This window comes from Sphingomonas aerolata, assembly GCF_003046295.1.
GTDB lineage: Bacteria > Pseudomonadota > Alphaproteobacteria > Sphingomonadales > Sphingomonadaceae > Sphingomonas > Sphingomonas aerolata.
The window spans coordinates 350,868-375,870 of sequence record NZ_PZZN01000003.1; the positions used below are offsets into that span (position 1 = coordinate 350,868).

Genomic DNA, 25,003 nt, shown 5'->3' on the forward strand with positions numbered 1-25,003 from the left:
TGACGGGTCTAGGGCAGCTCCGCGGCAAGCTCAACCGGGCGGCTTCCCCACGCGCAGGGCGTTTCGCAGGAGGACGCCGTGCACACTAGAACTGGCCGCCGATATTGAAGGTAATCAGCTTGCTGTCGTCGCCATCGGCCTTGAGCAGTGCCTTGGCGAGATCGATCCGCAGCGGGCCGAACGGGGAGGCCCAGTTGACGCCGATGCCGACCGACAGCCGCGGGCTGGCGCTATTGCCCGTATAGGTCTCGCGGTAGGCGCCGAGCGAATAGCTGTAGGGCGTGCCGGTGTTGGTCGTCGTGCTTGCACCGGCGGAATCGAGGTAGAGCAGGTTGCCGGCGCTGTCGGTGTATTGACGCGTCGCGGCGACGCACGCGATCGAGGTCGCGTTCGCGGCGGCACAGCTGTCGGTCAGCGTCGGCGTCCTGCCGCCGAACACCGCGCCGACGTCCATGTAGACGGTGGGGCGCAGGCCGAGTTCGCGCGCGCCCGAGCCAAGCGGGAGCTCGACCTCGAGGCGGGCCTGGTAATAGGCGGTGCCGCCCAGCGCGGTCTGCGTGTTCGAACTGCTGCCGGTCGAGATCGTCGCAGGGATCGTGCTGGTGTCGTAATAGGTCCGCGTGACGCGCGGCCCGACGCCGCGGATATCGAAGCCGCGCATCTGCGGGTCGCCCAGATAGAAGCGGTCGGTCAGTCTCACCTGCTGCCCGAGCCCCCTGATATAGCCGCCCTCGGCATGCGCGGTGAGGATGAAGCGCGAGCCGAGATCGACATATTTCGAGTAGTTGGCGGTGCTGCGGAGATACCGTGTGTCGCCGCCGAGGCCGGCGAAATCCTGGCTGACGCTGAATTTGCTGCCCTTGGACGGGCGGGTACGGCTGTTCGTGCTGTCGAACACCAGCGAATAGCCGATCGACGAGGTCCAGCGATTGCCGACCGCGTCGCACAGATACTGGCCGGCGACCGCGGGATCGCACGCCCCGTTCGTGTAATAGGTGTCCGCATCGAGCGTGACCTGATCATAGGACAGGCCGTAGCGTGCGGTGGCCGACCAATATTCGGTCAGCGGCACCGCCGCGCGGATCTGGAACCCGGTCGAGATCTGTTCATAGGTCGTGCTGTCGGTGTCGCCGGTGGTGCTGTACGAGCGGTAATCCCGCCGGAATATGTCGCCGCCCAGTGCGATGTTGGTGTCGAACAGATAGGGTTCGGTGAAGCCGAGATTGACCGATTTCGAATAGCTCGAATAGCTGACTCCGGCCCGTAGCTCCTGTCCCATGCCGCGGAAGTTGCGCTGGGTGATCGTGGCGGATGCGATGAAATTCTCCAGGCTGGAATAGCCGGCCGAGAGCTGAAGCTCGCCGCTCGATTTTTCCTCAAGGTTGGTTTCGAGGATGACGCGATCGGGCGCGGAACCGGGCTTCTGCTTGATCTCCGTCTTGTCCTGGAAATAGCCGAGCGAATTGATCCGGTCCTCCGAGCGTTTGACCTGGAAGCTGTTGAACGCGTCGCCCTCCGCCAACCGGATTTCACGCCGTACGACCTTGTCCTTGGTCTGTGTGTTGCCGTTGATCTCGACGCGTTCGACATAGGTGCGCTTGGCTTCGGCGATGTTGAGGTTGATCCCCATCGTCAGCGTGTCGGCGTCCTTCTGGAACTCCGGATTGACCTCGGTGAAGGCGTAGCCGAACAGGCCGGCGGTCTGGCTCAGGCTGTCGACCGCGTCCTCGACCTGCTTGGCGTTGTACCAGGCGCCTTTCTTGAGCGGCAGCGTCGCGGCGAGCTTGCTGCTGTCGAAGTCGCGGATCTGGCTGTCGACGGTGACGTCACCGAATGTGTAGCGTTTGCCCTCCTCGACCACATAGGTGATGATGAAGTCCTTCTTGTCCGGGGCGAGTTCGGCCACCGCGGACGTCACGCGGAAATCGGCATAGCCCTGCGTCAGGTAGAATTGCCGCAGCTTCTGCTGGTCGTAGCTCAGCCGATCCTGGTCGTAGCTGGTTGCGGACGACAGCATGCGGCTGAGCCGTGCCTGTTTGGTTGCCATCTGCCCGCGAAGCTGCGCGTCCGAAAACACGCTGTTGCCGAGGATGTTGATCTGGCGGACCTTCGATTTCGGGCCCTCGCTGATTTCGAAGACGATGTCGACGCGGTTCTGGTCGAGGCTGACCATCTTCGGATCGACCATCGCCGCGAAGCGGCCCTGCCGGCGATAGAGCTCGACGATCCGCGCGACATCCTGCCGCACCGCGCTGCGCGTGAAGATCTGCCGCGGTGCGAGCCTGATTTCCTTGGTGATCTTGTCGCTCTTGAGCGCCTTGTTGCCCTCGACGACGATGCGGTTGATGATCGGGTTCTCGCGGATACGGACGACGATATTGCCGTCCTCGACCCCGGCGATCGAATAATCGGCAAACAGGTCGCTGGCCTGAAGGTCCTTGAGCGCCTGATCGAGCGTCTCCGCCGTGTAGGGGATGCCGGCGCGCAATTTGGTGTAGCTCAGCACGGTCTCGGGCTCGATCCGCTGCGCGCCCTCGACGCGCAAGGATCGGATCGTCCGGACGGCGGGATCGGCTGGTGGCGTCGGGGCGGGGGGCTTCGCATGCTGGACGGGCGCTGCGACCGCCGTGCCGCCGAGCGTGCCGGCCAAGGCCAGGGCCATCGTACTGGCGCCGAATTCGAACATCATGGGGAGGTCTCCGGGTGAGACCGGGCGCCTGGGCGGGCGATGTTTCTGGCGGATGGCGCGCGCCGGCCGGACTGCAACACTGGGTCACCAACGAGCGCGACCGCGCGGTCGCCGGGCTCGGCTGACACATGGAGCAAGTGGCGGGAAATGTTCGGGACATGGTCGCTGGCTAGAGCGCCGTGCGGGCCAATCGGCTCGCCCGTTCATCCTGCGAGGACCATCGCCATGCGTGTCGCCATCAAATCCGTCCCGTCATCCGCGCCGATCAGCGCGCCGACGCTGCCGCCGCTCGTCGACAATCCGTTTGCGCCCGAAGTCTTCGCCACGGGGCTCGCCGGGCTCGCCAATCTGTCGGGCGTGATCGTGCTGACGCTGGAGAGCGCGCGGTGCGATCACACGCGCGACGCGCCATCGGTCGAGCGGGTCGTCGTCGGGCGGGTCGCGCTGACCAGCGGCGCCGCGCAGGATCTGGTCGCGGCGCTGAACCAGTTCCTCGAGCAGCAGGGGCTGAGCCCGAGCAAGGCGATGGCCGCCGGGTCGACGTTCCAATGAGCCGCGCGACCGTGCCGCCCCCAGCCGGTATCCGTGGGTCTTCGGCCACCGGCTTGGCCGTGGCGATCGAAGCGCTGCGGTTTGGCGTTCGAGTACAGAGCCGAGCTGTGGATCAGCGCGTGCGAAGCGTGACCGTCGTGTTCCGCCGACCGGCGGCGTGATGCATGGCTGATGTCCGCGCTGCGATCAAAGACACGATACAGTCTTGGTTGCGACATGGTTTGTCACAAACCGTGGCTGCGTAACAACAGGTCGAACGCATGACGGTTCGATGACGACTTAGCCGTTGTCGACCCCGTCAAATCCCTGCAGCTTTGCCGGACGGACCATATCCGTCATCGCAAAAAATGCCTCGCAACCCAAAGTGTTGCGGCTCAGGGAGTATCACCATGCGTCTGGACTTTCGCAAACGCCTTCTGGCGTCCACGCTTCTGCTTGGCTTGAGTGCACCGGCCGTTGCGCAGACCGTCGACCCGGCAACGCAGGCGGTGCCGGGCGACGCCGCGCCGGCCGATGGCGAGACGATCGTCGTCACCGGATCGCGGCTGGGCGGTCTCCAGTTACAGCAGGCGTCACCGATCGCGGTGGTCAGCGCACAGGACTTCGCACTGTCGGGCCAGCCCAATGTCGAGAATGTCCTGAAGGACCTGCCGCAGCTGGTGCCGAGCACGACGGGTGCGTCGAACAACCCCGGGGGCGGGGTGGCGACCGCGGATCTGCGCGGATTGGGTTCGACGCGAACGCTCGTCCTCGTCGATAACCGTCGCTACGTCGCCTATGACTCGAACCAGGTCGTCGATCTGAACACCATCCCCGCCGGGCTGATCGAACGCGTCGACATCGTCAGCGGTGGCCGGTCCGCGGTTTATGGCTCCGACGCGATCTCGGGCGTGATCAACTTCGTCATGAAGAAGGATTTCAGCGGCGCGGAGGTGAATGCGAACTACCGCATCAACGAGGCGGGCGATGGCGGCACGTTCAACGGCAACTTGCTGCTCGGGGGAAATTTCGAGGACGGGCGCGGCAATGCGACGGTCTATTTCGATTATACCAAGCGCAACGGCATCCTTCAGTCGGCGCGCGACTATTCGCGACAGGCGCAGGTCGATGATGGCGAGGGGGGGCTGATCGCAGGCGGGTCGGGCTCGATCGAGGGCACGCGGTTCGCGATTGGCGGCGTCAACCGCAAGTTCGAACCCGATGGGAGCTTTTCGGCTTATAGCGCCGCGACCGACGCCTATAATTATGCGCCGTCCAATTACCTGCAGGTCCCGCAGGAGCGGTTCCTGATGAGCGCGCAGACGCATTACGACGTCAGCGACGCACTGACCGTCTATGCCGAGGGCCAGTTCATCAACAACCGCGTGAAGAACCAGCTCGCGCCGACGCCGTTCACCGGGTCGGTCTCGCTCGACGCCGATTCCTCGTTTCTCTCCGCAGGATCGCGCACGCTGCTCCAGGGGCTCGATACGGATGGCGACGGCTTTGTCACCTCGACCATCTACCGACGGCTGAGCGAGGTCGGCAATCGCGTGTCGAGCCTCGACAACACCGCCTATCGAACGGTGCTGGGCGCGAAGGGCGATATCGGCGGTGGCTGGAACTACGACGCCTATTACAGCTATTCGCGGACCAAATCGATCGAGAGCCAGACCGGCAACGTCTCGCGCAGCCGCGTGCTCCAGGCGCTGCGGACGACCTATGACACCGGCGGCAATCTGGTGTGTTCGGATACGAGCAATGGCTGCGTCCCGCTGAACATCTTCGGGGCGGGCAACATCAGCGACGCGGCCGCCGCGTTCATCACCATTCCGGTGCAGAATTCGAGCACGATCAGCGAGCAGGTCGCCAGCGCGTCGATCTCGAACCGCGAGTTGTTTGATCTGGGGGCGGGCCCGGTCGGGATCGTGTTCGGGACCGAATATCGCCGCGAGCAGGGCAGCTACAATCCCGATTTCTCGCTGTCGTCGGGCGACGTGGTCGGCTTCAACGCGGGCGAAGCCCTGGGCGGCGGGTATAACGTCAAGGAAGTCTATACCGAGGTTGCGGTGCCGTTGCTCGCGGACCTTCCCTTCGTGAAGAAGCTCGAGGTCAACGGCGCCTATCGCTATTCCTATTATTCGACCGCGGCGAAATCGGTGAACACCTATTCGGGTGGCGCGGTCTGGTCGCTCATCGACGACATCGCACTGCGCGGCCAATATTCGAGGGCAGTGCGCGCGCCGACCGTGTCGGACCTGTTCAGCGGCGCGTCGCAGGACTTTCCCGCCGCGACCGATCCGTGCACGACCGCGGTGGCGCTGACGAACACCAATCTGAATGCGAGCTGCCTGTCGAACGGTGTCGCGGCGTCGGTGATCGGCACCGCCTATGACGGCGGCAGCACGCAGATCCAGACGGTGAATGGCGGCAACCCCGCGCTGCGCGAGGAGACGTCCGACACCTATACCGCGGGCATCGTGCTCCAGCCGCGCTTCCTGCCCGGCTTCTCGTTCACCGCGGATTACTACAAGATCAAGATCGCGAACTACATCTCGACGGTCGGCACCACGAACCTGATCCGCGCCTGTTACGGCGACGCGGACAATGGCTACACGCCCTATGACGCGAGCTATTGCGGGTCGTTGCCGCGCGACGCGAACAGCTTTGCGATCACCGATGCGGCCAACACGCTGGCCAATACGGGGGGCGTCACGACGCGCGGGGTCGATTTCGAGGCGCGCTACGGCCTGCCGCTCGGCTTCGGGGCGTTCGGCAGCGACACCAGCCGGCTCGACCTGCGCTTCAGCGGTACGCGGCTGATCGCGTTCGACTATAACCCGCTGGCGGCGATTCCCGACCTGACGATCGACTGTGCGGGCAAGTTCGGTCAGACCTGTGGCAACCCCTATGCGAAATGGCGGCTGTCGACGCGGGCGACCTATTCGACCGGGCCGATGACGGTATCGGTGCTGTATCGTCACCTGTCGGCGGTGAAGGACGACGACAGCGCGACGACCTATGCAGTCGAGCGGATCAAGGCCTATGATTACTTTGACCTGACCGCGGCGTTCCGGATCAAGGACGGCTTCACCTGGTCGGTCGGGGTCAACAACGTCTTCGACAAGCAGCCGCCGATCCTGGGCGACAATCAGCAACAGGCGAACACCTATCCGTCGACCTACGACCCCTATGGTCGCGCCTTCTTCGTCAGCACCAACGTGAAGTTCTAGGAACGAGGACTGGTACGACCGCGAAACGCCCCCGCCATCCATCGTGATGGCGGGGCTTTTTCGCGTCTGTCGCCCGGGGGGCAGCTCGCGGAAATATTCAGGACAAACGGAGTTGCGATATCCGGTCCGACGGAATGAACCGGGGAGCCAGCCATGTCGATGCCATCACCGCGCACCACTGATTGCAGCGTCGGGCGTCATCTGCCCCGGTCGCGGCACCGCGATGTCGCCGGCGCGTCGATCCAGCGCGCCGCCTGCCGCGGATGCGGGGCGACGATCACCAAATCCGCGCTGAGCCGGCGCTGGATCATATCCGGGATGCTCGGCTGATACCGGGGGAAGGACGATGACGATGATTTTGCAGAAACCGCGTTCGGCACGCTGGCTGGCGGCGATGCTGCTGCTCGGCGCGACTTGCACTGCCAGTGCCGAGCGCCCGCGTGGGCCCGCAAATGTCGATGCGATGCGGGCCCGGGAGGCCGACGATATCGCGCTGCTGCTGCATCTGCGGCCCGATCAGCGTAGCGGACTCGTGGCGTTTCTGTCCGCCTGGGGGCCGCCTCCGCCGCGGCGCGACGGCGGGGAGGGGCCGAACATGCGCCCGGGCCCGTCGATGCCGGGTGGCGAGGATTTCGCCCGCCATCTCGAACGGTTCGAGGCGCAGGCGACCGCGCACGCAGCGCATGACCGGTCGCGCTTGATCGCAGCCCGCAGCTTCTACGACAGTCTCGACACGCCCCAGCGCGCGGGGTTCGAGGCGCTGATGCGGCTTCGCCATGCGCCCCCCGGTCCGGGCGGGCCGGGCGGTCCGTTGGGGGCCGGGCCGCCACCCGGCTGATGCGGCCTGTCAGCGCGCGGGCGTCAACGGTGCCGTTCCAAGTTGGTCGTCGCCATTGCGCCAGGTGTCGCCGCCTGCGCGCGGCACTTCGCGACGGCGGATCGCGCCGTCGCCATTGCGGTCGAGCGCGGCGAACCGGTCGGCGGCGGCCTTGGCGAACTCCGCCCGGTCGACGCCGCGGTTGAAATTCAAATCCGCCGACGTCACCGGTTCGGGCAGGTCGAACAGGCCGAAGCGGCCGGCGCCGATCCGCAAGGTCGCGTCGGCGGTGCTGGTCCTGCGGCTGGCGGCGCTGCCACGCTTGCCGGACCCGGTGTCGGGACGTCCCGCCGATCCGCCGCGTCCTCCACCGCGGACGCGGATCTCGGGGACGAGGATATTTTCGTACCAAGCGATATCTTCAGGATCGATCTCGCCATCGCGGCCGCGGTCAAAATGCGCGAAGACCCGGGTCGCATCCGCCTGAAACTCGGCCCGGGTGATCCGGCCATCGCCGTCGCGGTCGGCACCCTGGAACCATAATGCCTGCGCCGCGCCGGCCTTCTGCGTCGAGCGGAACGGCTCGCCCATCGGGCTGATGAACAGCTGGCCGCGGCCCTGCTGCGGGCGAGGCCGGGGGGATCGCGCCGGCTCGGTGCTCGACTGCGCCGCCGCCGCGACATCCGGGGCGGGCGCCAGTGCGGCCAGCATCCCGCCGGCGATCACCGTCCATGCGCGCATCGACATCGGTCTTCTCCTGTTTCGGGGCCGGATCATGCCGGCAGAATGACGCGCACGATGAGACCGCCTTCGGGGCGATTTTCCAGCGACGCGGCGCCGCCATGCGCATGCGCCACCGCGCGGACGCTGGCGAGCCCGAGGCCGGTGCCACCCGTGTCGCGGTTGCGCGACCGCTCCGCCCGGAAGAACGGTTCGAAGGCATGCGACGCATCGGCGGCGGAGAGGCCCGGACCGCGATCGCCGACCTCGATCACCACCGTGTCGCGGTCGCGGTAGAGTTGGACCTCGGCATGCCCGGCATATATGACCGCGTTGTCGACCAGATTGACCAGCAACGCCTTGAGCGCGGGGGCATCGCCGTCGATCGCGAGCGACGGACCGGGCGACAGCACCACCTGCTCGCCGCGGTCGGCATAATCGTCGGTGATGCTTTCCGCGAGCGAGCGCAGGTCGAGCCGCTGGCGGCGGACATGCCGGGTCATGTCGCGGACGAACGCCATCGCCGCGCCGATCCGCTGGCTCATCTCCTGGATATCCTCCTCGCTGGCCTCGCGGATCTCGTCCGGCGCCTTTTCGAGCCGGAGCGCGAGACGCATCAGCGGCGTGCGCAGATCGTGCGCGACCGCGGCGATCAGCGTCGTGCGATCCTCGACATAGCGATTGAGTCGCTCCTGCATGACGTTGAAGGCGGTCGCGGCCTCCATGATCTCGGGCGGTCCGGTCAGCGGGATCGGATCGGCGCGCGGATCGCGACCGAGCCGGTCGGCGGCGGCGGCGAACAGCGCGACGGGCCTGGCGATGCGTCGTGCCAGTACCAGCGCGACCGGTGCGGCGACCGCCATCGCGACGAGGAACCACAGGATCAGCCGCGCCTGCCACAAGCCGAACGCCGGCCGCGCCGGGCGGATCGTCCGCCACTGGCCGTCGGGGGCATGCACCCAGACGACGAACGCGCCGAACAGTGTGTTGTCGACGACCGACTGTGGCGGCATCTTGGGCATGCCCATCGGCATGGGCGGCCGAAACGCGCCCGCCATCAAGGGCGGACCATAGCGGCGCGCCTCGACGATCACCGCGCGTGCCGGCACGCCAAGATCGGCGGCGATCACCCGGCCGAGATGGCGATCGCGCGCATCGCCCTGCTCGGTCGGCGGGGCGGTCGCGACCGCGATCGTCAGCAAGCCGCTCGGGTCGCGTCCGGCGCGCACGACCGAGGCGATCCGGCTGGTCGAATAGACCACCGGCGTCGGCGGCGGGACCAGAAGGACGGCGGCGAAATTGAGCAGCTGGACGAGCAGGACGGTGAACAGGATGAACGCGAAGATCCGCAGGAACAGCGGCCAGCGCCGCGGATGCCCGACCCTGGTACCAGCCGGATTCGCGCCGGCCGTGCGTGACGGCGTGGTCACAGCCGGATCACGCGGGGAACGAAGAAATAGCCCTCGTTGCGGATCGTCCGGATGATCTCGTCACCGCGCGAGCGCAGCTTGCGTCGCAGCCGGCTGACCTGGACGTCGATCGCCCGGTCGAATGCGTCGGTATCCGGACCCCGCGCCGCCTCCAGCAACGCGTCGCGCGCGAGCACGCGGCGCGGACGCTCGACAAAGGCGCGCAGCACCGCGAATTCGCCATCGGTCAGGTCGACGAGCATGCCGTCGCCGTCGAGCAATTCGTGCGCGGCGAAATCGACCCGCCAGCCGAGAAAGCCATAGCTGCGGCCGGTCTCGACAGCCGCGCCATTGCGTTCGCGCAGTGCGGCGCGGACTGTGGCGAGGATCTCGCGCGGGCTGCACGGCTTGGTCAGATAATGGCTCGCGCCGATCTCGAGCCCGAGAATCCGGTCGGGTTCGTCGCCCAGCGCGCTGAGCATGACGACGGGGGGGGCGCCCTTGCGGGTCAAGCGGCGACAGGCCGCCAGGCCGTCCTCGCCGGGCATCATCACGTCGAGCAGGATCAGCGCGATCGGATGCCGTGCGAGCGCGACGTCCATTTCCTGCGCATTGGTCGCGGTTTCGACGCGGTACCCGTGCATCCCCAGACTCTGCGCGAGCAGCGTCCGGATCGCATGGTCGTCATCGACCACGAGCAGCATCGTATCGGCGGGTTCGGGAGCGGCGCAGTGCATCGCCGGCCACTATGCCACGTATGTGTTCGCGATGTTTCAGCGATTTCGCATCATGCCACGCCACCGCCGGTCGTTGCCGGCGCGACGGATTGCGCAACATCCAGACATATGCCGGAAAGAACTGACCTGCAGGCGAGGCGCATGATTTTGACCAACAGCGTTTCCGTCGCCGCGCCCGGCCCTGATCTCCATGCCGGCACGCGAGGGGCGGATGACAGCGCGCGGATCGTTATCGTCGACGACGATCCCGGGCTGCGAGAGTTGCTGACGGGGTTTCTGGTCGATCACGGCCTGCGCGCCGAAGCCGTGGCGAGCGGCGCCGCGTTGCGGACCCGGCTCGCGCATCGCCCTTGCGATCTCGTCGTGCTCGACATGATGATGCCCGGCGAGGACGGGCTGTCGGTGCTGCGCGCACTGACCCAGACCCAGGATCCGCCGCGGGTGATCATGTTCTCCGCGCTGTCGAGCGAGATCGACCGGGTCGTCGCGCTCGAGCTGGGCGCGGACGATTATGTCACCAAGCCGTCGAGCCCGCGCGAGATCCTCGCGCGGATCCGGTCGGTCCTGCGGCGGCAACGGGCGCAACTGGCCAGCGGCGCGTCACCCGATCCTGCCGACCCCGCGCCGACCGAACGACTCGCCGGCGCCGAAAATCCCGTCCAGAGCCACGATCTGGTCGGCTTTGCGGGCTGGGCGCTGAACTGCCGGATGCGGACGCTGACCGCCCCCGACGGCACCAATGTCCGGCTGACCGATGGCGAATTCCAAATGCTGCATCTGTTCGTGGCGCAACCGCAGACGATCCATTCGCGCGACGACATGATCGCGACGCTGGGGCGCAGCGATGGTCCGGCGAAGGGCCGCACGATCGACGTCAATATCAGCCGGCTGCGGCGCAAGGTGCAGCGGCACGACCGCACCGAACTGATCCGGACGGTGCGCGGCAACGGCTATATCTTCATGCCGGACGTGTCCCCGCTCTGAGCAGCGGGCGGACCCGGTCGGCGCGTTGCGGGCTGCTGCCAGGAAAATAGCGTTGGGGCGGGATATTGGCGCACGCCGCGACGTTCATGTCCGACCACGGCTTCCCCAGCGTCGAATACCCGGCCTGGTGGGGAGCAAAGACGCGATCGGACAGACACTTCCATGGCCAAGACCCTTGCCGCATTGGCCAGCGACGTGCTGCGCGCCACCACCCGACCCGCGCGCAGCGATGTACGCGAGGGGGTGCGCGAGGGGGTGCGCGAGGACGGCTATCTGCGACTGGAGGATTATGGCGCGCTCGGCGACGGGCGGTCGGTCGCGCTGTCGGGGGCGGACGGATCGATCGACTGGTGGTGCGTCCCCAATCTCGATTCGCAGCCGCTGTTCGACCGGCTGCTCGATCCGGAGGAGGGGGGACGGTTCAGCATCACCCCGACCGAGCCGTTCACCGTCGAACGCCGCTATCTGCCCGGCAGTAACGTGCTCGAGACGCTCTTCATCACGGACAGCGGCCGCGCGCGACTGACCGAGTCGATGAACAGCGGTACGGCGGGCCGGTTGCCCTGGACCGAACTCGCACGGCGGATCGACGGGCTCGACGGTGCGGTCCGGTTCAGAATCGAGATGCGTCCGGGGCGCAGGGCCAGCGGGGCGAGCCCGTATCAGTCGAAGATCGGCGAATATCCGGTCTTCCATGTCGACCGCGTGCTGGGGCTGTTCCTGCACAGCGATGGCGTCGTCGTGGAACGCACCGACGAGGCGGTGACGGGCGTGCTGACGGTCGCGCAGGGCCAGCGCGAGGTCGTCGCGATCGTCGCGGGCGAGGACGAGCCGCTGGTCGTGCCGACGATCGCCGACATCGACGAGCGCATCGATATTTCGGACGCGGAATGGCGGCAATGGTCGCACCGGATCAACTATGACGGCGAACGGCGCCCCGCGTTCATCCGCAGCGTCCTCGCGCTGAAGCTGCTGCTCTATTCACCGACCGGTGCGATCGCAGCCGCCGCGACCACCTCGGTTCCCGAAGGGATCGGCGGCAAGAAGAATTACGACTATCGCTACGCCTGGATCCGCGACGCCGGCTATACGATCAAGGCGTTTCTCGCCGCGGGTGCGCAGATGGAGGCCAAGGCGGCATTCACCTGGCTGTTGAAGCGGCTGGCCGAACACGGGCCGCGCGTCTGCTATACGCTCGACGGCGCGCTGGTCCCCGATCTGAGTGAAATCGACGTGCCGGGATATCGGCGGTCGAAACCCGTGCAGGTCGGCAACACCGCGACCGACCAGAACCAGCACGGCGTCTATGGCGACATATTCGAGACCGCCGCCCGCTTCGTCAGTTGCGGCAATATCCTCGACGCGTCGAGCGCCGAGCTGCTGTCGCATCTGGCGGACCGGTGTGCGGACGCGTGGCGGCAGAAGGACGCGGGCATCTGGGAGCTCGAGGAGTCGCAGCATTACACCATGTCGAAGATCAGTTGCTGGCAGGCGCTGGCGCGTGCGGTCGAACTGGCGGACCAGGGGCAGTTGCCGACCACGTGCCGCGATCGCTGGTCGCGCGAACGCGACCGGATCGCGCAGTGGATCGAGGATGAATGCTGGTCCGAGACCAAGCAGGCGTTCGTCTTCTACCCCGGCAGCGACAAGCTCGACGCGTCGCTCGCGCTGGCGGTGCGGTTCGGCTTCGACGGGCGCGAGCGGCTGGAAAAGACGCTCGACGCGATCGACCGCGAACTGGGGGCGGGGCCCTATCACTATCGCTACACCGACGTGTGGGCGGAAGAGGGGTGTTTCCTGGCGTGCACCTTCTGGATGATCGAGGCCCGTGCGCTGCTTGGCCAGCGTGATCGGGCAGAGGCGGCGCTCGCGGGCATTTCCGAGGCGCTTGATCGCGGCGTCGGGATCATGACGGAGATGGCCGATCCGAAGACGGGCATGTTTCTCGGCAACCTGCCGCAGGGTCTGTCGCACCTTGCGCACGTCATGGCGCTCGACGTGCTCGGCGGACAGGACGCCTGCTAGAAGAGCGGGCGGCGATGCGTTTCGCCGCCCCGCCGTCAGCCTGTCGCCGGACTACTCAGCCCGCGTCGACGCCCTGTTTGCGCGCGCCGGTGATCATGCGCGCGGCGATCTGGCGGACACCGGCATCATCCTTGGTCTCGTCGGTCGCCGGGTCGCCGAGATGGTCGAGGCTGGCTTCCATGAAGTCGAGCAACCCCGGGTGCTGCGCCTCGACATATTCCATCAGTTTGAACAGCAGATGTTCGGACGCGATCTCGCGCTGGCGGGCCATGATGGCGGTAGTGTCGGTCATGTCGAATTCCATGGTGTCGGGGAGGGAGTAAAGACGGTCGCAGGGGCGGGGCGGTCACCGTGTCGTCCGCCCCGCCCTCACGGCGTTTAGCGCTCTGCCACCTCGGAGGCGTCGAACTCGGCGAATGCGGCCTTGATGTCGCTGGCGCGCCCGGCGTCGGCGATATCGACCGAGACGATGATCTTGCCCTCGAGCGCGGCGTCGGCGCGCGACGCGGGCGTGGGATTATCGCCTGCGGTGTCGGCGCCCGCGCGTTCGTCGCCAGCGCTGTTGTTCGCGCCGTCGGTCGTGATGAAGATGTCGGTCCGCTCGACCTGCATTTCCTGGGCGAGACGTTCCACCGTCATCTCGGCTTCGCGGCGCGTGTCGAACTTGGCTTTGAGAGTGGTCGGCATCAATGGCTCCTCGGGATGCGAAAGGTCCTGCACGACGGGCTTTCGGCCGTCCTGCAACGCGTGATGACAACGCGCATCGGCGGATTTCGCCCAGCCGTTTCGAAGAATTTGACCCGGCGGCAAAGGCCGATCGCCGATTTAGGGCTCGCTCTGCCGAACCGGGCGAACAAGACCTGCTTCCGCGCGTTACACGGTGATTCCGGGAGGTGACGCCATGATGCAGGATGATGAACGCTGGATGCGCGAGGCGATCGCGATCGCTCGGTCGAAGGGATCGGATCCGTCGACATCACCATTGGGCTGCGTGATCGTGCTCGACGGCAAGATCATCGCGGGGGAACGCAACCAGACGCACGAGCTTCCCGACGCGACCGCGCACGCCGAGATGATGGCGATCCGTCGCGCCTGCGAGGATACGGGCGAGCTCGAACTGCGCGGGGCGACGCTCTACTCGACACTGCAACCCTGCGGGATGTGCACGATGGCGTCGATCTGGTCGAAGGTCGGGCGCGTCGTCTACGGCGCTGGCCGCGACGACGTGCATCCGATGTATTTCGAGGCGAAGCACGTCGACACGCTCGCCTTCATCCACGACGCCTATCGCGACGACATCGTCATCGAGGGCGGGTGCCTGAAGGCCGAATGCGCCGTGCTCTATTATGGCCCGGACGCGGAGCTGCCGACCGACGAACAGGCCAATCTCTGAGCTGAGGCGACGCGTCGGGTCAGGGTTTGCCGACGCTCAAGCGGCGACCCCGGTCGCGGCCTGGGCACAATAGCGATCGACGAACGCCTGGTGCGCGGGCAGCCGGTCGACCTGTTGCGCGATCCCCGCCTTCAGCTCCGCAAGCGACGATCCGAGCCGTTCGGGCGGCATCATCCGCGCGAGGCGATGCCAGTCGCGCGGCTCGAGCCGCTGGCCCAGCATGACCTGGGTCCAGGAACTGACGCGGAACAGGTCGTCCGGCGACTGGTAGGCCTGCGCGGCATCGGCGAACAGCGCGATGCGCTCCGCCAACGTGTCGGGGATCGGCATTGCGGCACAGGCCTTCCAGAACGGTTCGCTGCGCTGGTTCAAATGATAGTGGAGGATGACGAAATCGCGCACGCCTTCGAGCTCGCGCCGCGTCTGCGCGTTGAATTGCGTAACGACCGCGTGGCTGATCCCGTCGAAGGGGAAGGCGCGGAGCAGCCGCGTCAGCGCGGTCATGACGAGATGGATGCTGGTCGATTCGAGCGGTTCGACGAACCCGCCGGCAAGGCTCAGCGCGATGCAATTGCCCTCCCAGGCGCGCAGGCGGCGCCCGGTCGTGAAGCGCAGTAGGCGCGGGTCGGTCAGCGGTCGACCCTGGACCGATGCCAGCAGACGGTCTTGGGCCGCATCATCGGAGAGGTACTCGCTCGAATAGACGATGCCGTTGCCGACGCGGTGCTGCAGCGGGATCCGCCATTGCCAGCCGGCGTCATGCGCGATCGCGCGGGTGTAGGGTCGGGCGGGCTCGACCGACGTCGTCTGCACTGCGAGCGCACGGTTGGCGGGCAGCCAGTGGCTCCAGTCTTCATAGCCGACACCCAGCGCATCGCCGATCAGCAGCCCGCGAAACCCGCTGCAGTCGAGAAACAGATCGCCTGCGACTCGCGATCCGTTGGCAAGGATGACCGCATCGATATGGCCGGTCTCCGCCGAGCGATCGATCCCGGCGATCCGTCCCTCGATCCGGGTCAGCCCCGCGGTCTCGCAGCGCTCGCGCAGGAAGCGGGCATAGCGGCCCGCGTCGAAATGATAGGCATAGTTGAGCTGCGGACCCTGCTGGCCGATGGTGAAGCGGCGCGCCTCAGCGGCCTGGAGCTCGAGGCAATAGTCGCCAAAGTCGCCGGCAAGACCGTTGGCGCGGGCTTCGAGCCAGAAATGCTGGAAATCGCCCATCCAGGTGGACCGCCCGACATCGCCGAACGAATGGACATAGCGATCGTCGGGGCGTGCCCAGCCCTCGAACGCGATGCCGAGTTTGAACGTCGCGCCGGTGGCGGCCATGAACGCGCGCTCGTCGAGGCCCAGCAGTGCGTGAAAGGCCTGGACCGTGGGGATGGTCGCTTCGCCGACGCCGACGGTGCCGATCTCGTCCGACTCGATCAGCGTGACGTCGACCAGCGCGCCGAGTTGTCGCGTCAGCAGCGCCGCAGCGAGCCAGCCGGCGGTGCCGCCGCCGGCGATGATCACGCGGGTTTTCGGCGGGGTATCCATCGCATATCCCTTCATCGATTGAGCCGTTGCAACAGCGTGGCACGCAGCCTTCGCGCGGCCATCGCGTCGAGCGGCGCGAGTGCGCCCAGTGCGTCTGCCGGCAGATGCGCGCCGGCGCGCGCCGCATCGCCGAAGACATAATAGTCGAACAGCGCCTGCCAGCCGCGCTTCTCATGCTCGGGCCGGTCGCGCAGGCTGAGCAGGCCGTGCAGCAACGTGTTCTGCGGCGTGTCCATGAAGCGCGGGGTCGGGTTCCACCAATAGTTGATCATCGCGTTGAACGGATCGAGCGCCTCGACCTGATGCCACCACAAGGCCGGGTAGATGAGCGCGTCGCCGGGCTCCATCTCCGCGACTTCGGCCACCGCCAGCGCATCGGCAAAGCCGGGATGGCGGGTGAAGTCGGGGGCGTCGAAATCGACCATCGAGACGACCTGGCCCGCGGGCGTCGGTTCGAGCGGCCCCGGATAGAGGTTCGCGACCTGATCGGGCGGGAACAGCGTGAAGCGCCGCCGCCCGACCAACGTGACCGCGATGTTGTTCGACATGTCGTGATGCGCCGACGCGGTCGTCCGGTTGCCGATCCAGATACTGACCAGCGGCGGATGCGCGATGAGTTCGGGGTCGCCGAAGGGGAGCACTGCCTGGTCCCGGATGCCGGGGAGGTACTGATCGATATCGGTCGAGCCGATATAGATGCTGGGCGCGGCGGCATCGTCGATGCTGGCGAGAAGCCGGTCGAGATAGGCGGACAGCGACCCGCGCTCGCGGGTGAAGTTGAGCGCGGTGCAGTCGGCCGTGTATCCGAAGCGGCCGCCGATCGCGGCGTCGCCGATATAGGCCGTCACCGGCTGGCCGCCATCGAACCGCTTGAGCCAGGCGACCGCGGCCGCGGGACCCTGACGCGCCGCGGCGACGAGCGGCACGTCGCGCGCGAGCCCTCGCAGGATCGTCGGGCGGCCCTCCGCGATCAGATCGGCGACGGGCAGGGTCCGCGCGTCCGCCCCTTCGATCACGCGGGTCCGGCGGGTGATGGCGGGCACCGGGGTCAACCGACGGCCGCGAGCCGCTGTTGCTTGTGTGCAATCAGCTGCTGGATATTGCCGAGCGATGACGCGGCAAGGATGGCGAGCCGCAGGATGCCCGAGCGGTGCAATTGTTCGAGCGGCGGGCCGTTCAGCGCCGCAAGCTGCTCGAGGTCGACGACGAGCACGTCTGGTACGGTGTAGCGGCGCTCGTCGCTGACATCGATCGTGAGCGTGACCGGCGCGAGCAGCCCGGCGTCGTCGAGCGCGGCATAGGCGGCGGGCGCGGTGTCCATCCCCTCGTACAGCAGCCGTAATACGCCGGTGACATGATCGAGATACGGCGTGTTGCCGCCATGCTCGAGGAACAGCGGCAGGCCCGCCGGGTCACCGACGCGCGGATCGTCGAGATCGACCTGCAGCATCGCCTCGCCGACATCGTCCTGTGCGGACCGGGTCATGCCGATCGAGAAGGGACCGCGCCGGTGGCTGGCGGGGACGTAGCGGCTGGTCCAGCGGTCGTCGGTGAGAAAGAGATTCTCGTCGCGGTCGAGGCCCAGCAGCGCAAAGGCCTGAAGACCTTCGTCGCGGCGGCGGAACACGATTGCGAATTCGCGTTGCAGTTCCTCGAATTCGGCGGGGAAGACCAGCGCCTGATTGGCCGCGTCGTTGAATGCGGCGCCGGCGCGCGGGCTGACGCGCAGGTCGGCATGATCGATATTGTTGATCTGTACGGGGTTCATCCGCTCCGGTCCCTTTTTATCCGGGTCTATCAGCCAGGCGGCGTCGGACAACAGGAAAAGGCCGCGGCACGGTGCTGCGGCCCCTCCATTGCCCGATGCGGTGTCCGGCGCGCGCCGAGGCGCACGCCGGCCTGTGCTCAGAAGCGGTAGCGCGCGCCGAGATAGAAGCGCGGCTTCAATTCCTGCACATAGACCAGATTGGTCTCGGTGCGGGCATATTGGCGGAACGGCTCGCTCGTCAGATTGACCGCCTCGAGCGAGATCGAGAAGCTCTGCGCGATGTCGTAGCTGATGCTCGCGTCGAGCGTCCCGAAGGCTGCGGTGAAGAGCGGGTTGCGGTTGCCGCCCTGGTTTGTGCCCGACAGATATTTGTCGCGCCAGTTGTACGAGACACGCGCCGAAAGCCCGTTCTTGTCATAGATCCCGGTCAGGTTCGCGCTGTCGCCGAGGCCGGTCAGTGCGAAAATGTTGACGTTGGGATCGGCATAGGGATCGACGTTCACGTCGCCATTGACCTTGGTGTACGACACCGCAAAGCCGAAGCCGGTCTGACCGAAGAAGTTGGTCCAGGCGACCTCGAACCCGTGGATGTTGCCCTCGCGGTTGTTGACCGGTCCGCTGATCGCGAACTCGAACAGGGGATCGTTGGGATCGGCGACGATGTCGACCGCATTGGCCAGATCGACGACGAACTGCGTCCTCAGGCCACCCGTCGCGGGATCGATATTGTTCTGGAACGCGGCGGATGCGGCCGCCTGGTTGCCGTTGTTCTGCGTCAGCAACGCGGTGTAGGAGAACAGGTTGATATCGCTGAGCGGGAGGCCGTTGGCCTGGAGGTAGGCCAGCGCGGTACCCGAGCGCGAACCGGCAGCGCCCGAACCCGGGTCACGCAGCCCGAACAGATTGCCGCTGGTGACCTGGTTGCCGATGAAGTTGCGGACGTCCTTGTTGAAGAAGCCGACCGACACGAAGCTCGTCGGCTTGTAATACCATTCGAGCGACACGTCGAAATTGTCCGAAACCAGCGGCAACAGCGCCGGATCCTGACGCGTTGCGCCCGCAGGCGCTGCGCCGAGCGCGGTCGGGCGGTTCGGTGCCCCGGCGCTGACGGAGGCGAACAGATTGCCATAGTCGGGACGGGCGAGCGTGCGGCTGAACGAGGCGCGCGCCATGACGTTGTCGATCGGTTCGATGTTGAAATCGAGCGATGGCAACAGATTGTCGTAGCTCGCCTTGACCGTGACGGCGCCGCTGGGCGGCCCGCCATCGACCGCGAAGTCATTGTCCTGCGACCAGCGAATGCCGCTTGGCACCGACTGGATGCCGATCGACTTGACCCGCGTCTTTTCATAGCGGGCGCCGATCAGCGCATTGGCGCGGCGTCCGCCGAGTTCGCCGGCCCAGGTGATCTGGCCATAGGCTGCCCAGGTCTTTTCACCGACGGTGTCGTCCGAGGACGGGCTCGGCGAGACCGCGTTGCCGCGGCCGGCATAATAAGGCTCGAACACGTTGAGCAGATCGACCGCGTTGGCGCGGAAGGCGACCAGTGACGAGCCTGTCGACTTCGGATCATATTTGTCGAACTTGCAGGTCAGGCAGAAGGTGTCGACGAGATCGCCGGCGAGTTCTGCGACGCGACCGGTATCCGTGATGCCCCAGTCGCCGAGCGTCTGGATCGTGTTGACCGTGGTCGAGCGCATGTTCGCGTCGATATAATTGCCGCCGACGTTGAACTTGCTGCCCCCGCCCAGGTCCCAGGCGACGTCGCCGCCGAACTGGTTGATCCGGGCTTCCTGGGTCGACGTGATCTTCCGTGCGACCTGGCTGCCCAGATCCGCGATGTCGAGCGTGTTGTTGCAGTTGCCGCCGCGACCACCGTTGGTTGCGGTGCAGTCGTTGATCGTCTCGGACTGCTGCGGGAAGCCGGTGGTGAAATCGACCTTGTGCGAGGAGCGTACCGGCGCACCGATCGAGATCGTCGTCGCCGAGGTTCCGTTCGCGTTATCCGGATTGGTCTTCGACTTGGCGTGGTTGGCGTCGAGCGTCAGTCGCAGATTGTCGGTGAAGTCCCACTTCACATTGCCACCGACCGAATAGAGCTCGGTCTTGGTCGCGAACCGCTGCTGCTCGTAACCCTTGTCCGCCTGGATCGACTCGGCGAGGATGACTGCGCTCTGCATCTGCTTGTTGTCGTCGAAGGTGACTTCGGTGAACGGGCGCTGGAACCAGTTGGTCTGCTCGCTGCGCTCTTCGCTCAGCTTGTTCCGGGCATACATGCCGTCGATCGAGATTTCGAACCGGTCGGACGGCTTGAACTGGATGTTGGCCTGGCCGTTCAGACGCTCGCGGCGGTTCTCGGAGAACTGGTACCGGCTGTCGTTCGGTATCTGGACATATTCGGTCGTCGGGCGATTGGTGATCACCGTCGTCGGCCGGATATAGGCGCCCGCCGTGTTGAGGAAATCGGCCAGCGGCACGATGTTCCAGTAATTGGGGTTGGACTGAACCGAAGCGGATTCGCGCAGCTGATAGCTGCCGAACACATTGACGCCGAAGGTTTCGTTCGGGTTCTTGTAGTTGATGAGGCCGGACAGCTCTGGCGTGATCTTGCTCAGATCGCCTTCCGCCTTCTCGACCGAGCTGTCATACAGCCCCTTGGCACCGATCGACCCCGAAAGGCCGCTCTCGCTCGACGACAGCGGTCGGCGGGTGACGACGTTGATCGCCGCACCGATGCCGCCCGACGGGATGTTGGCGCGGCCGGTCTTGTAGACCTCGAGCGTGGCGACACCCTCGGATGCGAGATTCTGGAAATCGAACGAACGACCCGTACCGGTCGCAAACGCGTTGCCGGTGCTCGTGTCGATGCTGGTCGCCGGAAGCTGGCGGCCGTTCAGGGTGACGAGGTTGAAGCCGCCGCTGAAGCCGCGGACGGCAACCTGCGAGCCTTCGCCGTTGGCGCGGCTGATCGAGACGCCGGTGACGCGCTGCAGCGATTCCGCGAGGTTGGTGTCGGGGAACTTGCCGATATCCTCGGCCGAGATGGCGTCGACGACGCCGGCCGAGTTGCGCTTGATGTCGATAGCGCGACCAAGGCTGGCGCGGATGCCGGTGATGACGATCTCGTCCCCGGGGGCCGATTGTGGATCCTGGCTCGCGGTCTGCCCTGCGTCTTGCGCGGTGGATGTCGCCGGAAGCGCTGGCTGCGCGGCAGTCGCAGGCGACCCTGTCTCGGTGCCTGGCGCCATTTGCGCGAAGGTCTGTGCCGGATTCAGCAGGCAAACGGCAACTGTGGCAATCGAACTCGAACGCACGAGTGCATTGAGTATGGACGAACCCCTCATCATTCTCTCCCCCTTTGCGGCATGACCGCAGCCCTTCCGAAACCGCTCTTATTGGCGGTGTGTGATAGGGCTACCATGGGCACGAATACTGTCAACGGTAATCTGTATTCTGTGTCGCGTATTTTAGACACAGTGGCAGTAAAGCCATAGCCGATAAAATAACTTAAATATGATTATTTAATACTTGAGACAGGGAGAGACCTGCCCCGTCATTGGAAAGCGGGGCGGGGCCTGTTCAGGCAGGTTCGGACCAACCGCAGGAACGGGCGAACTGATCACCCGGTCCGGCGGCACAGGCGGGGGACCGGCGCGACCGTCATGCCGGGCGCGTGCTCAGCGCTGCGGCGTGGTGAACAGCGCGAGCGGCACCGCGGCACCCATCGCCCGATAGCCCGCTTCGGACGGGTGAAGATGATCGCCTGAGTCGAACGCCGGCGCGAGACGGTCGGGACGGCGCGGATCGCGCATCACCCGGTCAAAGTCGATCACCGCATCAAACACGCCCGAGTTGCGGATGAAGCTGTTGACCGCCTGGCGATCGGCCTCGAGCGCGGCGTCCGGGTGATAATAGTCATTGCCGCCGAACGGCATCACCGTGCCGCCGATGATCCTGATACCGTGCACATGCGCGCGGTCGGCCAGCTGGCGGAAGCCGGCGGTCAGCTCCGCGACGAGCGCCGCATGGTCTTGGGGCGATGCCGGGGCGTCGCGCGTCAAGACGCCGAGATCGTTCACCCCTTCGAGCAGGATCGCCCAGCCGACGCCGCTCCGCGCGATCACGTCGCGGTCGAACCGGGCGACAAGGTTGGGACCGAGCCCGTCGAGCAATATCCGGTTGCCGCCGATGCCGGCATTGACGACGCCGAGCGTGCGTGTCGCCGGCGCCGCGCGCAGCCGCTCGGCGAGGATGTCGGGCCAGCGGGTGTTGCGTTCCGGGGCGACGCCATAGCCGTCGGTGATCGAATCGCCGATCGTGACGATCGTCGTTGGGCGTGCCGCGCCGGTGACCTGGGCGACGCGGGGACCCGCCACCTCGACATCGGCGAGCGCATACCAGTGTGGCGTCGCGGTCGCGCCTGCGAGAAGCGGGTCGGCGACGTGATTGCCCGTGACCGTGAAGCTGGTGGCCCGCGCACCGGGATGTCCGGTCTGGGGCGTGGCGGGATCGGGCAGATAGAGGCTGACGGCGAGGTCGGCCCCGGGTGCGAGCGCGAGCGCGACCGGATCCGAATAGATCTCCCCACCCGCCGGGATGACCGCGGTCACCTGTCCGGCAAAGCGCAGTGTCGTGCCGCCCGCGATACGCGCGGTGCCGAGTGCGGTCGGCCGGGCAAGATGCGCCGCGCCGATCCTGAGCGGCTGCGTGCCGAACGCGTTGGACAGCCGCACGCGGACCTGCGTGCCACCGGCGGACAGGCGAACGACCTGTCGCAGCGTGATCGCGCCGGCGCGGTCGGCCGGCAGCGCATTGTCGCCGGTCGCGATCATCTGGGCAGAGCCCCAGCTCCCGGTCCACCGCTCAGTCGGCGCGGCGCGCTGGGCATCCGCGCCGGTCGCGAGCAATGCTGCCAACAGCCACGCCGTCGGCCTGGCGACCGAAGATCCCACAGTCATCGCTTTCTCCATAAGGCCGCTCATTGCGGGTTGCCCGGGGCAAAGGCGGGGCGCTGCGCCTTGTACCAGTCGAGATCATGCGCGGGCGCAGCGGCGCCGGCCGGCAGCGACCGGCCGTTCACCGACATCCAATAGGCGAGGCTGGCATCGCGCCACCACCGCGCCTCGCGCTCCTGGATACCCAGATAGGTCGCAGTCTTGGTCCAGCGTTCGGCATCGACCTGGCCGCGCAGTCCGTCCCAGCGCTGGCGCATGTCCGCGACATAGCCGACGCCGCGGTCATAATCATGGACCATCTCGGCCCAGACGCTGCGTCCCGATGCCATCGGCCGGTCCCATGACACGTGATGGAACCACAGCAGGTCTCGCTCCGGCGTCGTCGCGGGATCGGCGAGACGGCGGGCAAGTTCCGGCGCATATTGCGCGACGGCGTTGCTGCCGGTGCGCGTCCGGTCGAAGCCGATTCCGGCCTTGTCCGCGCGGTGATAATAGACCGGATTCCATTCCGGACGTTTCAGGTCGGCGACCCACGGGCCGGGGCCATAATGATGGCCCGTCGCCATGACGTGCGCGAGGCCGAGCGGCGTCATATAGTCGACCACCGCCTCGCGTGAGCCCATCATCATGTCCGTCACCGGTGCGACGATCGCGGGGTTCGGCCCGAAGGTCATCGCCGCCCATTCGCGCGCAACCGGCTGTGCGCCGATCGTCGGATCCCAGGCCATCCGCCCGAACGCGAACCAGTTCGCCTGGTTGAAGGTGGATCCGGCCCAGTCGCGGTCGCGGCCGATATTGGCGACTCCCGCCATGCCGGTCAGCGCGTGGCGATTGACGCCGCCCTCGACGATCTGGGCGACCGTCGCGCGCTTGCTGCCGGCGAAGGTCTCGCTGCCGAGCGTCTCGGCGAAGAGCGGCCCGAGATAGGCGAGGTGCGTCGCAAAGCCGAGATATTCCTTCGTTATCTGAAACTCGAGCATCAGCGGCGTCCTGGGCATTGCCCCGAACAGCGGATGGAACGGCTCGCGCGGCTGGAAGTCGATCGCGCCGTTCTTGACCTGGACGATGACGTTGGCGGCAAACTTGCCGTCGAGCGGCTTGAACTCGGTATAGGCCTGTTTCGCGCGGTCGTCCGGGTCGGTGTCGGCATAGACGAACGCCCGCCACATCACGATGCCGCCATGCGGTGCGACGGCCGCTGCGAGCATGTTCGCGCCTTCCGCATGGCTGCGGTGATAGTCCCGCGGCCCCGGCTGCCCCTCGCTATTGGCCTTGACGAGAAAGCCGCCGAAATCGGGAATCGCGCGGTAGATCTCGTCGCTCTTCGCCTTCCACCAGGCCGCGACCTGGGGGTCGAGCGGGTCTGCCGTCTTCAGCTTGCCAAGCTCGATCGGCGCGGAGAACCGGGCCGACAGATAGACCTTGATGCCATAGGGGCGGAAGACATCGGCGAGTGCGGCCGCCTTCGCGATATAGCTGGCGGACAGGCTGTCGGGCTTGGCGTTGACGTTGTTGAGGACGGTGCCGTTGATGCCGATCGACGCATTGGCGCGCGCATAGTCGGTGTAGCGGGGGTCCTTGAAGTCGGGGAGCGTCCACCAGTCCCAGAGCGACTGGCCCGCATAGCCGCGCTCGACCACGCCATCGAGATTGTCCCAGTGGTTCAGTACGCGCAGCTTGACCCGCGGTGTCGAGGCGAGCGCGACCCGGTCGAGCCGCCCGCCGGTCTGGATGTGGCGCAGCAGCGCGAAGCTGCCGTAGAGCACGCCGCGGTCGGTACGCGCGGTCACCAGCGTGACGTCGCGGCCGCCGAGACGCACCTGCCGCACGATATAGCCTTCGTCGCCAAGGTCTTTCAGCGGCAGGCCGAGCCGGCCGACGTCACCGTCTGCCGAGGTCGCCAGCAGGATCGGATGCGGGCTCGGACCCATGGCAAATGCGTGGCCGGTCAGCCCCGCGAGACCGCGGCGAAGCTCGTCGGCGGCAACGCGCAACGTCGCCGACTGGCCGCGCATTTCGACCGATTCGGCATCCCGGTCGAGCGCCGTCGCCGCCTCTTTCGCCAGGGGGCGGTAGCGCATCCAGAGGTCGTAGCCGTCCTCTGCCTGCGCCCCGGTCGTACTCGCCATCGCAACCGCGACCGCCACGCAAAGCCAACGCACTCGCATCATTCTTTCCTCTCCCGGCACAGCCTCCCGCATTG

General features: G+C 66.5%; 19 protein-coding genes. 7 read left to right on the forward strand and 12 right to left on the reverse strand.

What is annotated here, in order from left to right:
• Nucleotides 1–85 precede the first annotated feature (85 nt).
• Entirely contained in the window at nt 86–2,689 is a 2,604-nt protein-coding gene (gene bamA / locus C8J24_RS14105; RefSeq protein WP_107933336.1) for an outer membrane protein assembly factor BamA, read from the reverse strand.
• Between the two features lie 225 nt (nt 2,690–2,914).
• Between bamA and C8J24_RS14110 the strand changes: the two genes are divergently transcribed.
• The 4 genes from C8J24_RS14110 to C8J24_RS14120 all read left to right on the forward strand — a co-directional run bounded on the left by C8J24_RS14110 (nt 2,915) and on the right by C8J24_RS14120 (nt 7,291).
• Nucleotides 2,915–3,241 carry a hypothetical protein gene (locus C8J24_RS14110; protein ID WP_031394510.1) on the forward strand — a complete coding sequence of 109 codons (327 nt, stop codon included), beginning with the start codon at nt 2,915–2,917 and terminating at the stop codon, nt 3,239–3,241.
• A 389-nt stretch (nt 3,242–3,630) separates the two neighbouring features.
• Entirely contained in the window at nt 3,631–6,453 is a 2,823-nt protein-coding gene (locus C8J24_RS14115; RefSeq protein ID WP_107933338.1) for a TonB-dependent receptor, read from the forward strand.
• 153 nt (nt 6,454–6,606) lie between these two features.
• Nucleotides 6,607–6,783 (forward strand): hypothetical protein, encoded by a 177-nt coding sequence (locus C8J24_RS17600; protein ID WP_156360410.1) that lies wholly within the window; start codon nt 6,607–6,609, stop codon nt 6,781–6,783.
• Nucleotides 6,784–6,805: 22 nt separating this feature from the next.
• Complete coding sequence (locus C8J24_RS14120) at nt 6,806–7,291, forward strand: Spy/CpxP family protein refolding chaperone (RefSeq protein WP_167396765.1); 486 nt, start codon at nt 6,806–6,808, stop codon at nt 7,289–7,291.
• 9 nt (nt 7,292–7,300) lie between these two features.
• On the opposite strand, the gene C8J24_RS14125 is transcribed toward C8J24_RS14120, so the two are convergent.
• The 3 genes from C8J24_RS14125 to C8J24_RS14135 are packed head-to-tail and all read right to left on the reverse strand — an operon-like array spanning nt 7,301 to nt 10,136.
• Nucleotides 7,301–8,017, reverse strand: coding sequence for an EF-hand domain-containing protein (locus C8J24_RS14125; protein WP_167396766.1), 717 nt, complete (start codon nt 8,015–8,017; stop codon nt 7,301–7,303).
• A 26-nt stretch (nt 8,018–8,043) separates the two neighbouring features.
• The gene (locus C8J24_RS14130; RefSeq protein ID WP_107933344.1) at nt 8,044–9,420 is read right to left on the reverse strand and encodes an ATP-binding protein; all 1,377 of its coding nucleotides are present in this window, start codon (nt 9,418–9,420) and stop codon (nt 8,044–8,046) included.
• On the reverse strand, nt 9,417–10,136 hold the full coding sequence (locus C8J24_RS14135) for a response regulator (RefSeq protein WP_037528413.1): 720 nt from the start codon (nt 10,134–10,136) through the stop codon (nt 9,417–9,419). The genes C8J24_RS14130 and C8J24_RS14135 overlap by 4 nt, the downstream gene beginning before the upstream one ends.
• Nucleotides 10,137–10,277: 141 nt before the next feature.
• On the opposite strand from C8J24_RS14135, the gene C8J24_RS14140 reads away from it, so the two are divergent.
• Together C8J24_RS14140 and C8J24_RS14145 are read left to right on the forward strand one after the other, a co-directional pair.
• Nucleotides 10,278–11,120, forward strand: a complete 843-nt coding sequence (locus C8J24_RS14140) for a response regulator (protein ID WP_107933346.1) — start codon at nt 10,278–10,280, stop codon at nt 11,118–11,120.
• 162 nt (nt 11,121–11,282) lie between these two features.
• Complete coding sequence (locus C8J24_RS14145; protein WP_107933348.1) at nt 11,283–13,145, forward strand: glycoside hydrolase family 15 protein; 1,863 nt, start codon at nt 11,283–11,285, stop codon at nt 13,143–13,145.
• Between the two features lie 55 nt (nt 13,146–13,200).
• Here the strand turns inward: C8J24_RS14145 and C8J24_RS14150 are convergent, their stop codons facing one another.
• Nucleotides 13,201–13,437 (reverse strand): hypothetical protein, encoded by a 237-nt coding sequence (locus C8J24_RS14150; protein WP_037528414.1) that lies wholly within the window; start codon nt 13,435–13,437, stop codon nt 13,201–13,203.
• A gap of 86 nt (nt 13,438–13,523) precedes the next feature.
• Complete coding sequence (locus C8J24_RS14155) at nt 13,524–13,832, reverse strand: hypothetical protein (RefSeq protein WP_107933350.1); 309 nt, start codon at nt 13,830–13,832, stop codon at nt 13,524–13,526.
• A 214-nt stretch (nt 13,833–14,046) separates the two neighbouring features.
• On the opposite strand from C8J24_RS14155, the gene C8J24_RS14160 reads away from it, so the two are divergent.
• Complete coding sequence (locus C8J24_RS14160) at nt 14,047–14,538, forward strand: nucleoside deaminase (RefSeq protein WP_031441091.1); 492 nt, start codon at nt 14,047–14,049, stop codon at nt 14,536–14,538.
• 36 nt (nt 14,539–14,574) lie between these two features.
• Here the strand turns inward: C8J24_RS14160 and C8J24_RS14165 are convergent, their stop codons facing one another.
• The 6 genes from C8J24_RS14165 to C8J24_RS14190 all read right to left on the reverse strand — a co-directional run bounded on the left by C8J24_RS14165 (nt 14,575) and on the right by C8J24_RS14190 (nt 24,968).
• Nucleotides 14,575–16,077 (reverse strand): tryptophan halogenase family protein, encoded by a 1,503-nt coding sequence (locus tag C8J24_RS14165; RefSeq protein WP_107934232.1) that lies wholly within the window; start codon nt 16,075–16,077, stop codon nt 14,575–14,577.
• An 11-nt stretch (nt 16,078–16,088) separates the two neighbouring features.
• Nucleotides 16,089–17,120: a cupin-like domain-containing protein gene (locus C8J24_RS14170; RefSeq protein WP_107934235.1), complete on the reverse strand. Its 1,032-nt coding sequence runs from the start codon at nt 17,118–17,120 to the stop codon at nt 16,089–16,091.
• Nucleotides 17,121–17,125: 5 nt separating this feature from the next.
• Nucleotides 17,126–17,845, reverse strand: coding sequence for a SapC family protein (locus C8J24_RS14175; RefSeq protein WP_107933352.1), 720 nt, complete (start codon nt 17,843–17,845; stop codon nt 17,126–17,128).
• A gap of 137 nt (nt 17,846–17,982) precedes the next feature.
• Nucleotides 17,983–21,093: a TonB-dependent receptor gene (locus C8J24_RS14180; RefSeq protein WP_244180735.1), complete on the reverse strand. Its 3,111-nt coding sequence runs from the start codon at nt 21,091–21,093 to the stop codon at nt 17,983–17,985.
• A gap of 429 nt (nt 21,094–21,522) precedes the next feature.
• Nucleotides 21,523–22,803, reverse strand: coding sequence for an SGNH/GDSL hydrolase family protein (locus tag C8J24_RS14185; protein ID WP_107934239.1), 1,281 nt, complete (start codon nt 22,801–22,803; stop codon nt 21,523–21,525).
• A 20-nt stretch (nt 22,804–22,823) separates the two neighbouring features.
• Nucleotides 22,824–24,968: an alpha-glucuronidase family glycosyl hydrolase gene (locus C8J24_RS14190; RefSeq protein ID WP_244180831.1), complete on the reverse strand. Its 2,145-nt coding sequence runs from the start codon at nt 24,966–24,968 to the stop codon at nt 22,824–22,826.
• Between the last annotated feature and the right edge of the window lie 35 nt (nt 24,969–25,003).

Bases quoted from the DNA above. Each gene is read 5' to 3' on its own strand.
- bamA (WP_107933336.1), bottom strand. From the start codon at position 2,689: ATGATGTTCGAATTCGGCGCCAGTACGATGGCCCTGGCCTTGGCCGGC.
- C8J24_RS14110 (WP_031394510.1), top strand. From the start codon at position 2,915: ATGCGTGTCGCCATCAAATCCGTCCCGTCATCCGCGCCGATCAGCGCG.
- C8J24_RS14115 (WP_107933338.1), top strand. From the start codon at position 3,631: ATGCGTCTGGACTTTCGCAAACGCCTTCTGGCGTCCACGCTTCTGCTT.
- C8J24_RS17600 (WP_156360410.1), top strand. From the start codon at position 6,607: ATGTCGATGCCATCACCGCGCACCACTGATTGCAGCGTCGGGCGTCAT.
- C8J24_RS14120 (WP_167396765.1), top strand. From the start codon at position 6,806: ATGATTTTGCAGAAACCGCGTTCGGCACGCTGGCTGGCGGCGATGCTG.
- C8J24_RS14125 (WP_167396766.1), bottom strand. From the start codon at position 8,017: ATGTCGATGCGCGCATGGACGGTGATCGCCGGCGGGATGCTGGCCGCA.
- C8J24_RS14135 (WP_037528413.1), bottom strand. From the start codon at position 10,136: ATGCACTGCGCCGCTCCCGAACCCGCCGATACGATGCTGCTCGTGGTC.
- C8J24_RS14140 (WP_107933346.1), top strand. From the start codon at position 10,278: ATGATTTTGACCAACAGCGTTTCCGTCGCCGCGCCCGGCCCTGATCTC.
- C8J24_RS14145 (WP_107933348.1), top strand. From the start codon at position 11,283: ATGGCCAAGACCCTTGCCGCATTGGCCAGCGACGTGCTGCGCGCCACC.
- C8J24_RS14150 (WP_037528414.1), bottom strand. From the start codon at position 13,437: ATGACCGACACTACCGCCATCATGGCCCGCCAGCGCGAGATCGCGTCC.
- C8J24_RS14155 (WP_107933350.1), bottom strand. From the start codon at position 13,832: ATGCCGACCACTCTCAAAGCCAAGTTCGACACGCGCCGCGAAGCCGAG.
- C8J24_RS14160 (WP_031441091.1), top strand. From the start codon at position 14,047: ATGATGCAGGATGATGAACGCTGGATGCGCGAGGCGATCGCGATCGCT.
- C8J24_RS14165 (WP_107934232.1), bottom strand. From the start codon at position 16,077: ATGGATACCCCGCCGAAAACCCGCGTGATCATCGCCGGCGGCGGCACC.
- C8J24_RS14175 (WP_107933352.1), bottom strand. From the start codon at position 17,845: ATGAACCCCGTACAGATCAACAATATCGATCATGCCGACCTGCGCGTC.
- C8J24_RS14180 (WP_244180735.1), bottom strand. From the start codon at position 21,093: ATGGCGCCAGGCACCGAGACAGGGTCGCCTGCGACTGCCGCGCAGCCA.
- C8J24_RS14185 (WP_107934239.1), bottom strand. From the start codon at position 22,803: ATGACTGTGGGATCTTCGGTCGCCAGGCCGACGGCGTGGCTGTTGGCA.
- C8J24_RS14190 (WP_244180831.1), bottom strand. From the start codon at position 24,968: ATGCGAGTGCGTTGGCTTTGCGTGGCGGTCGCGGTTGCGATGGCGAGT.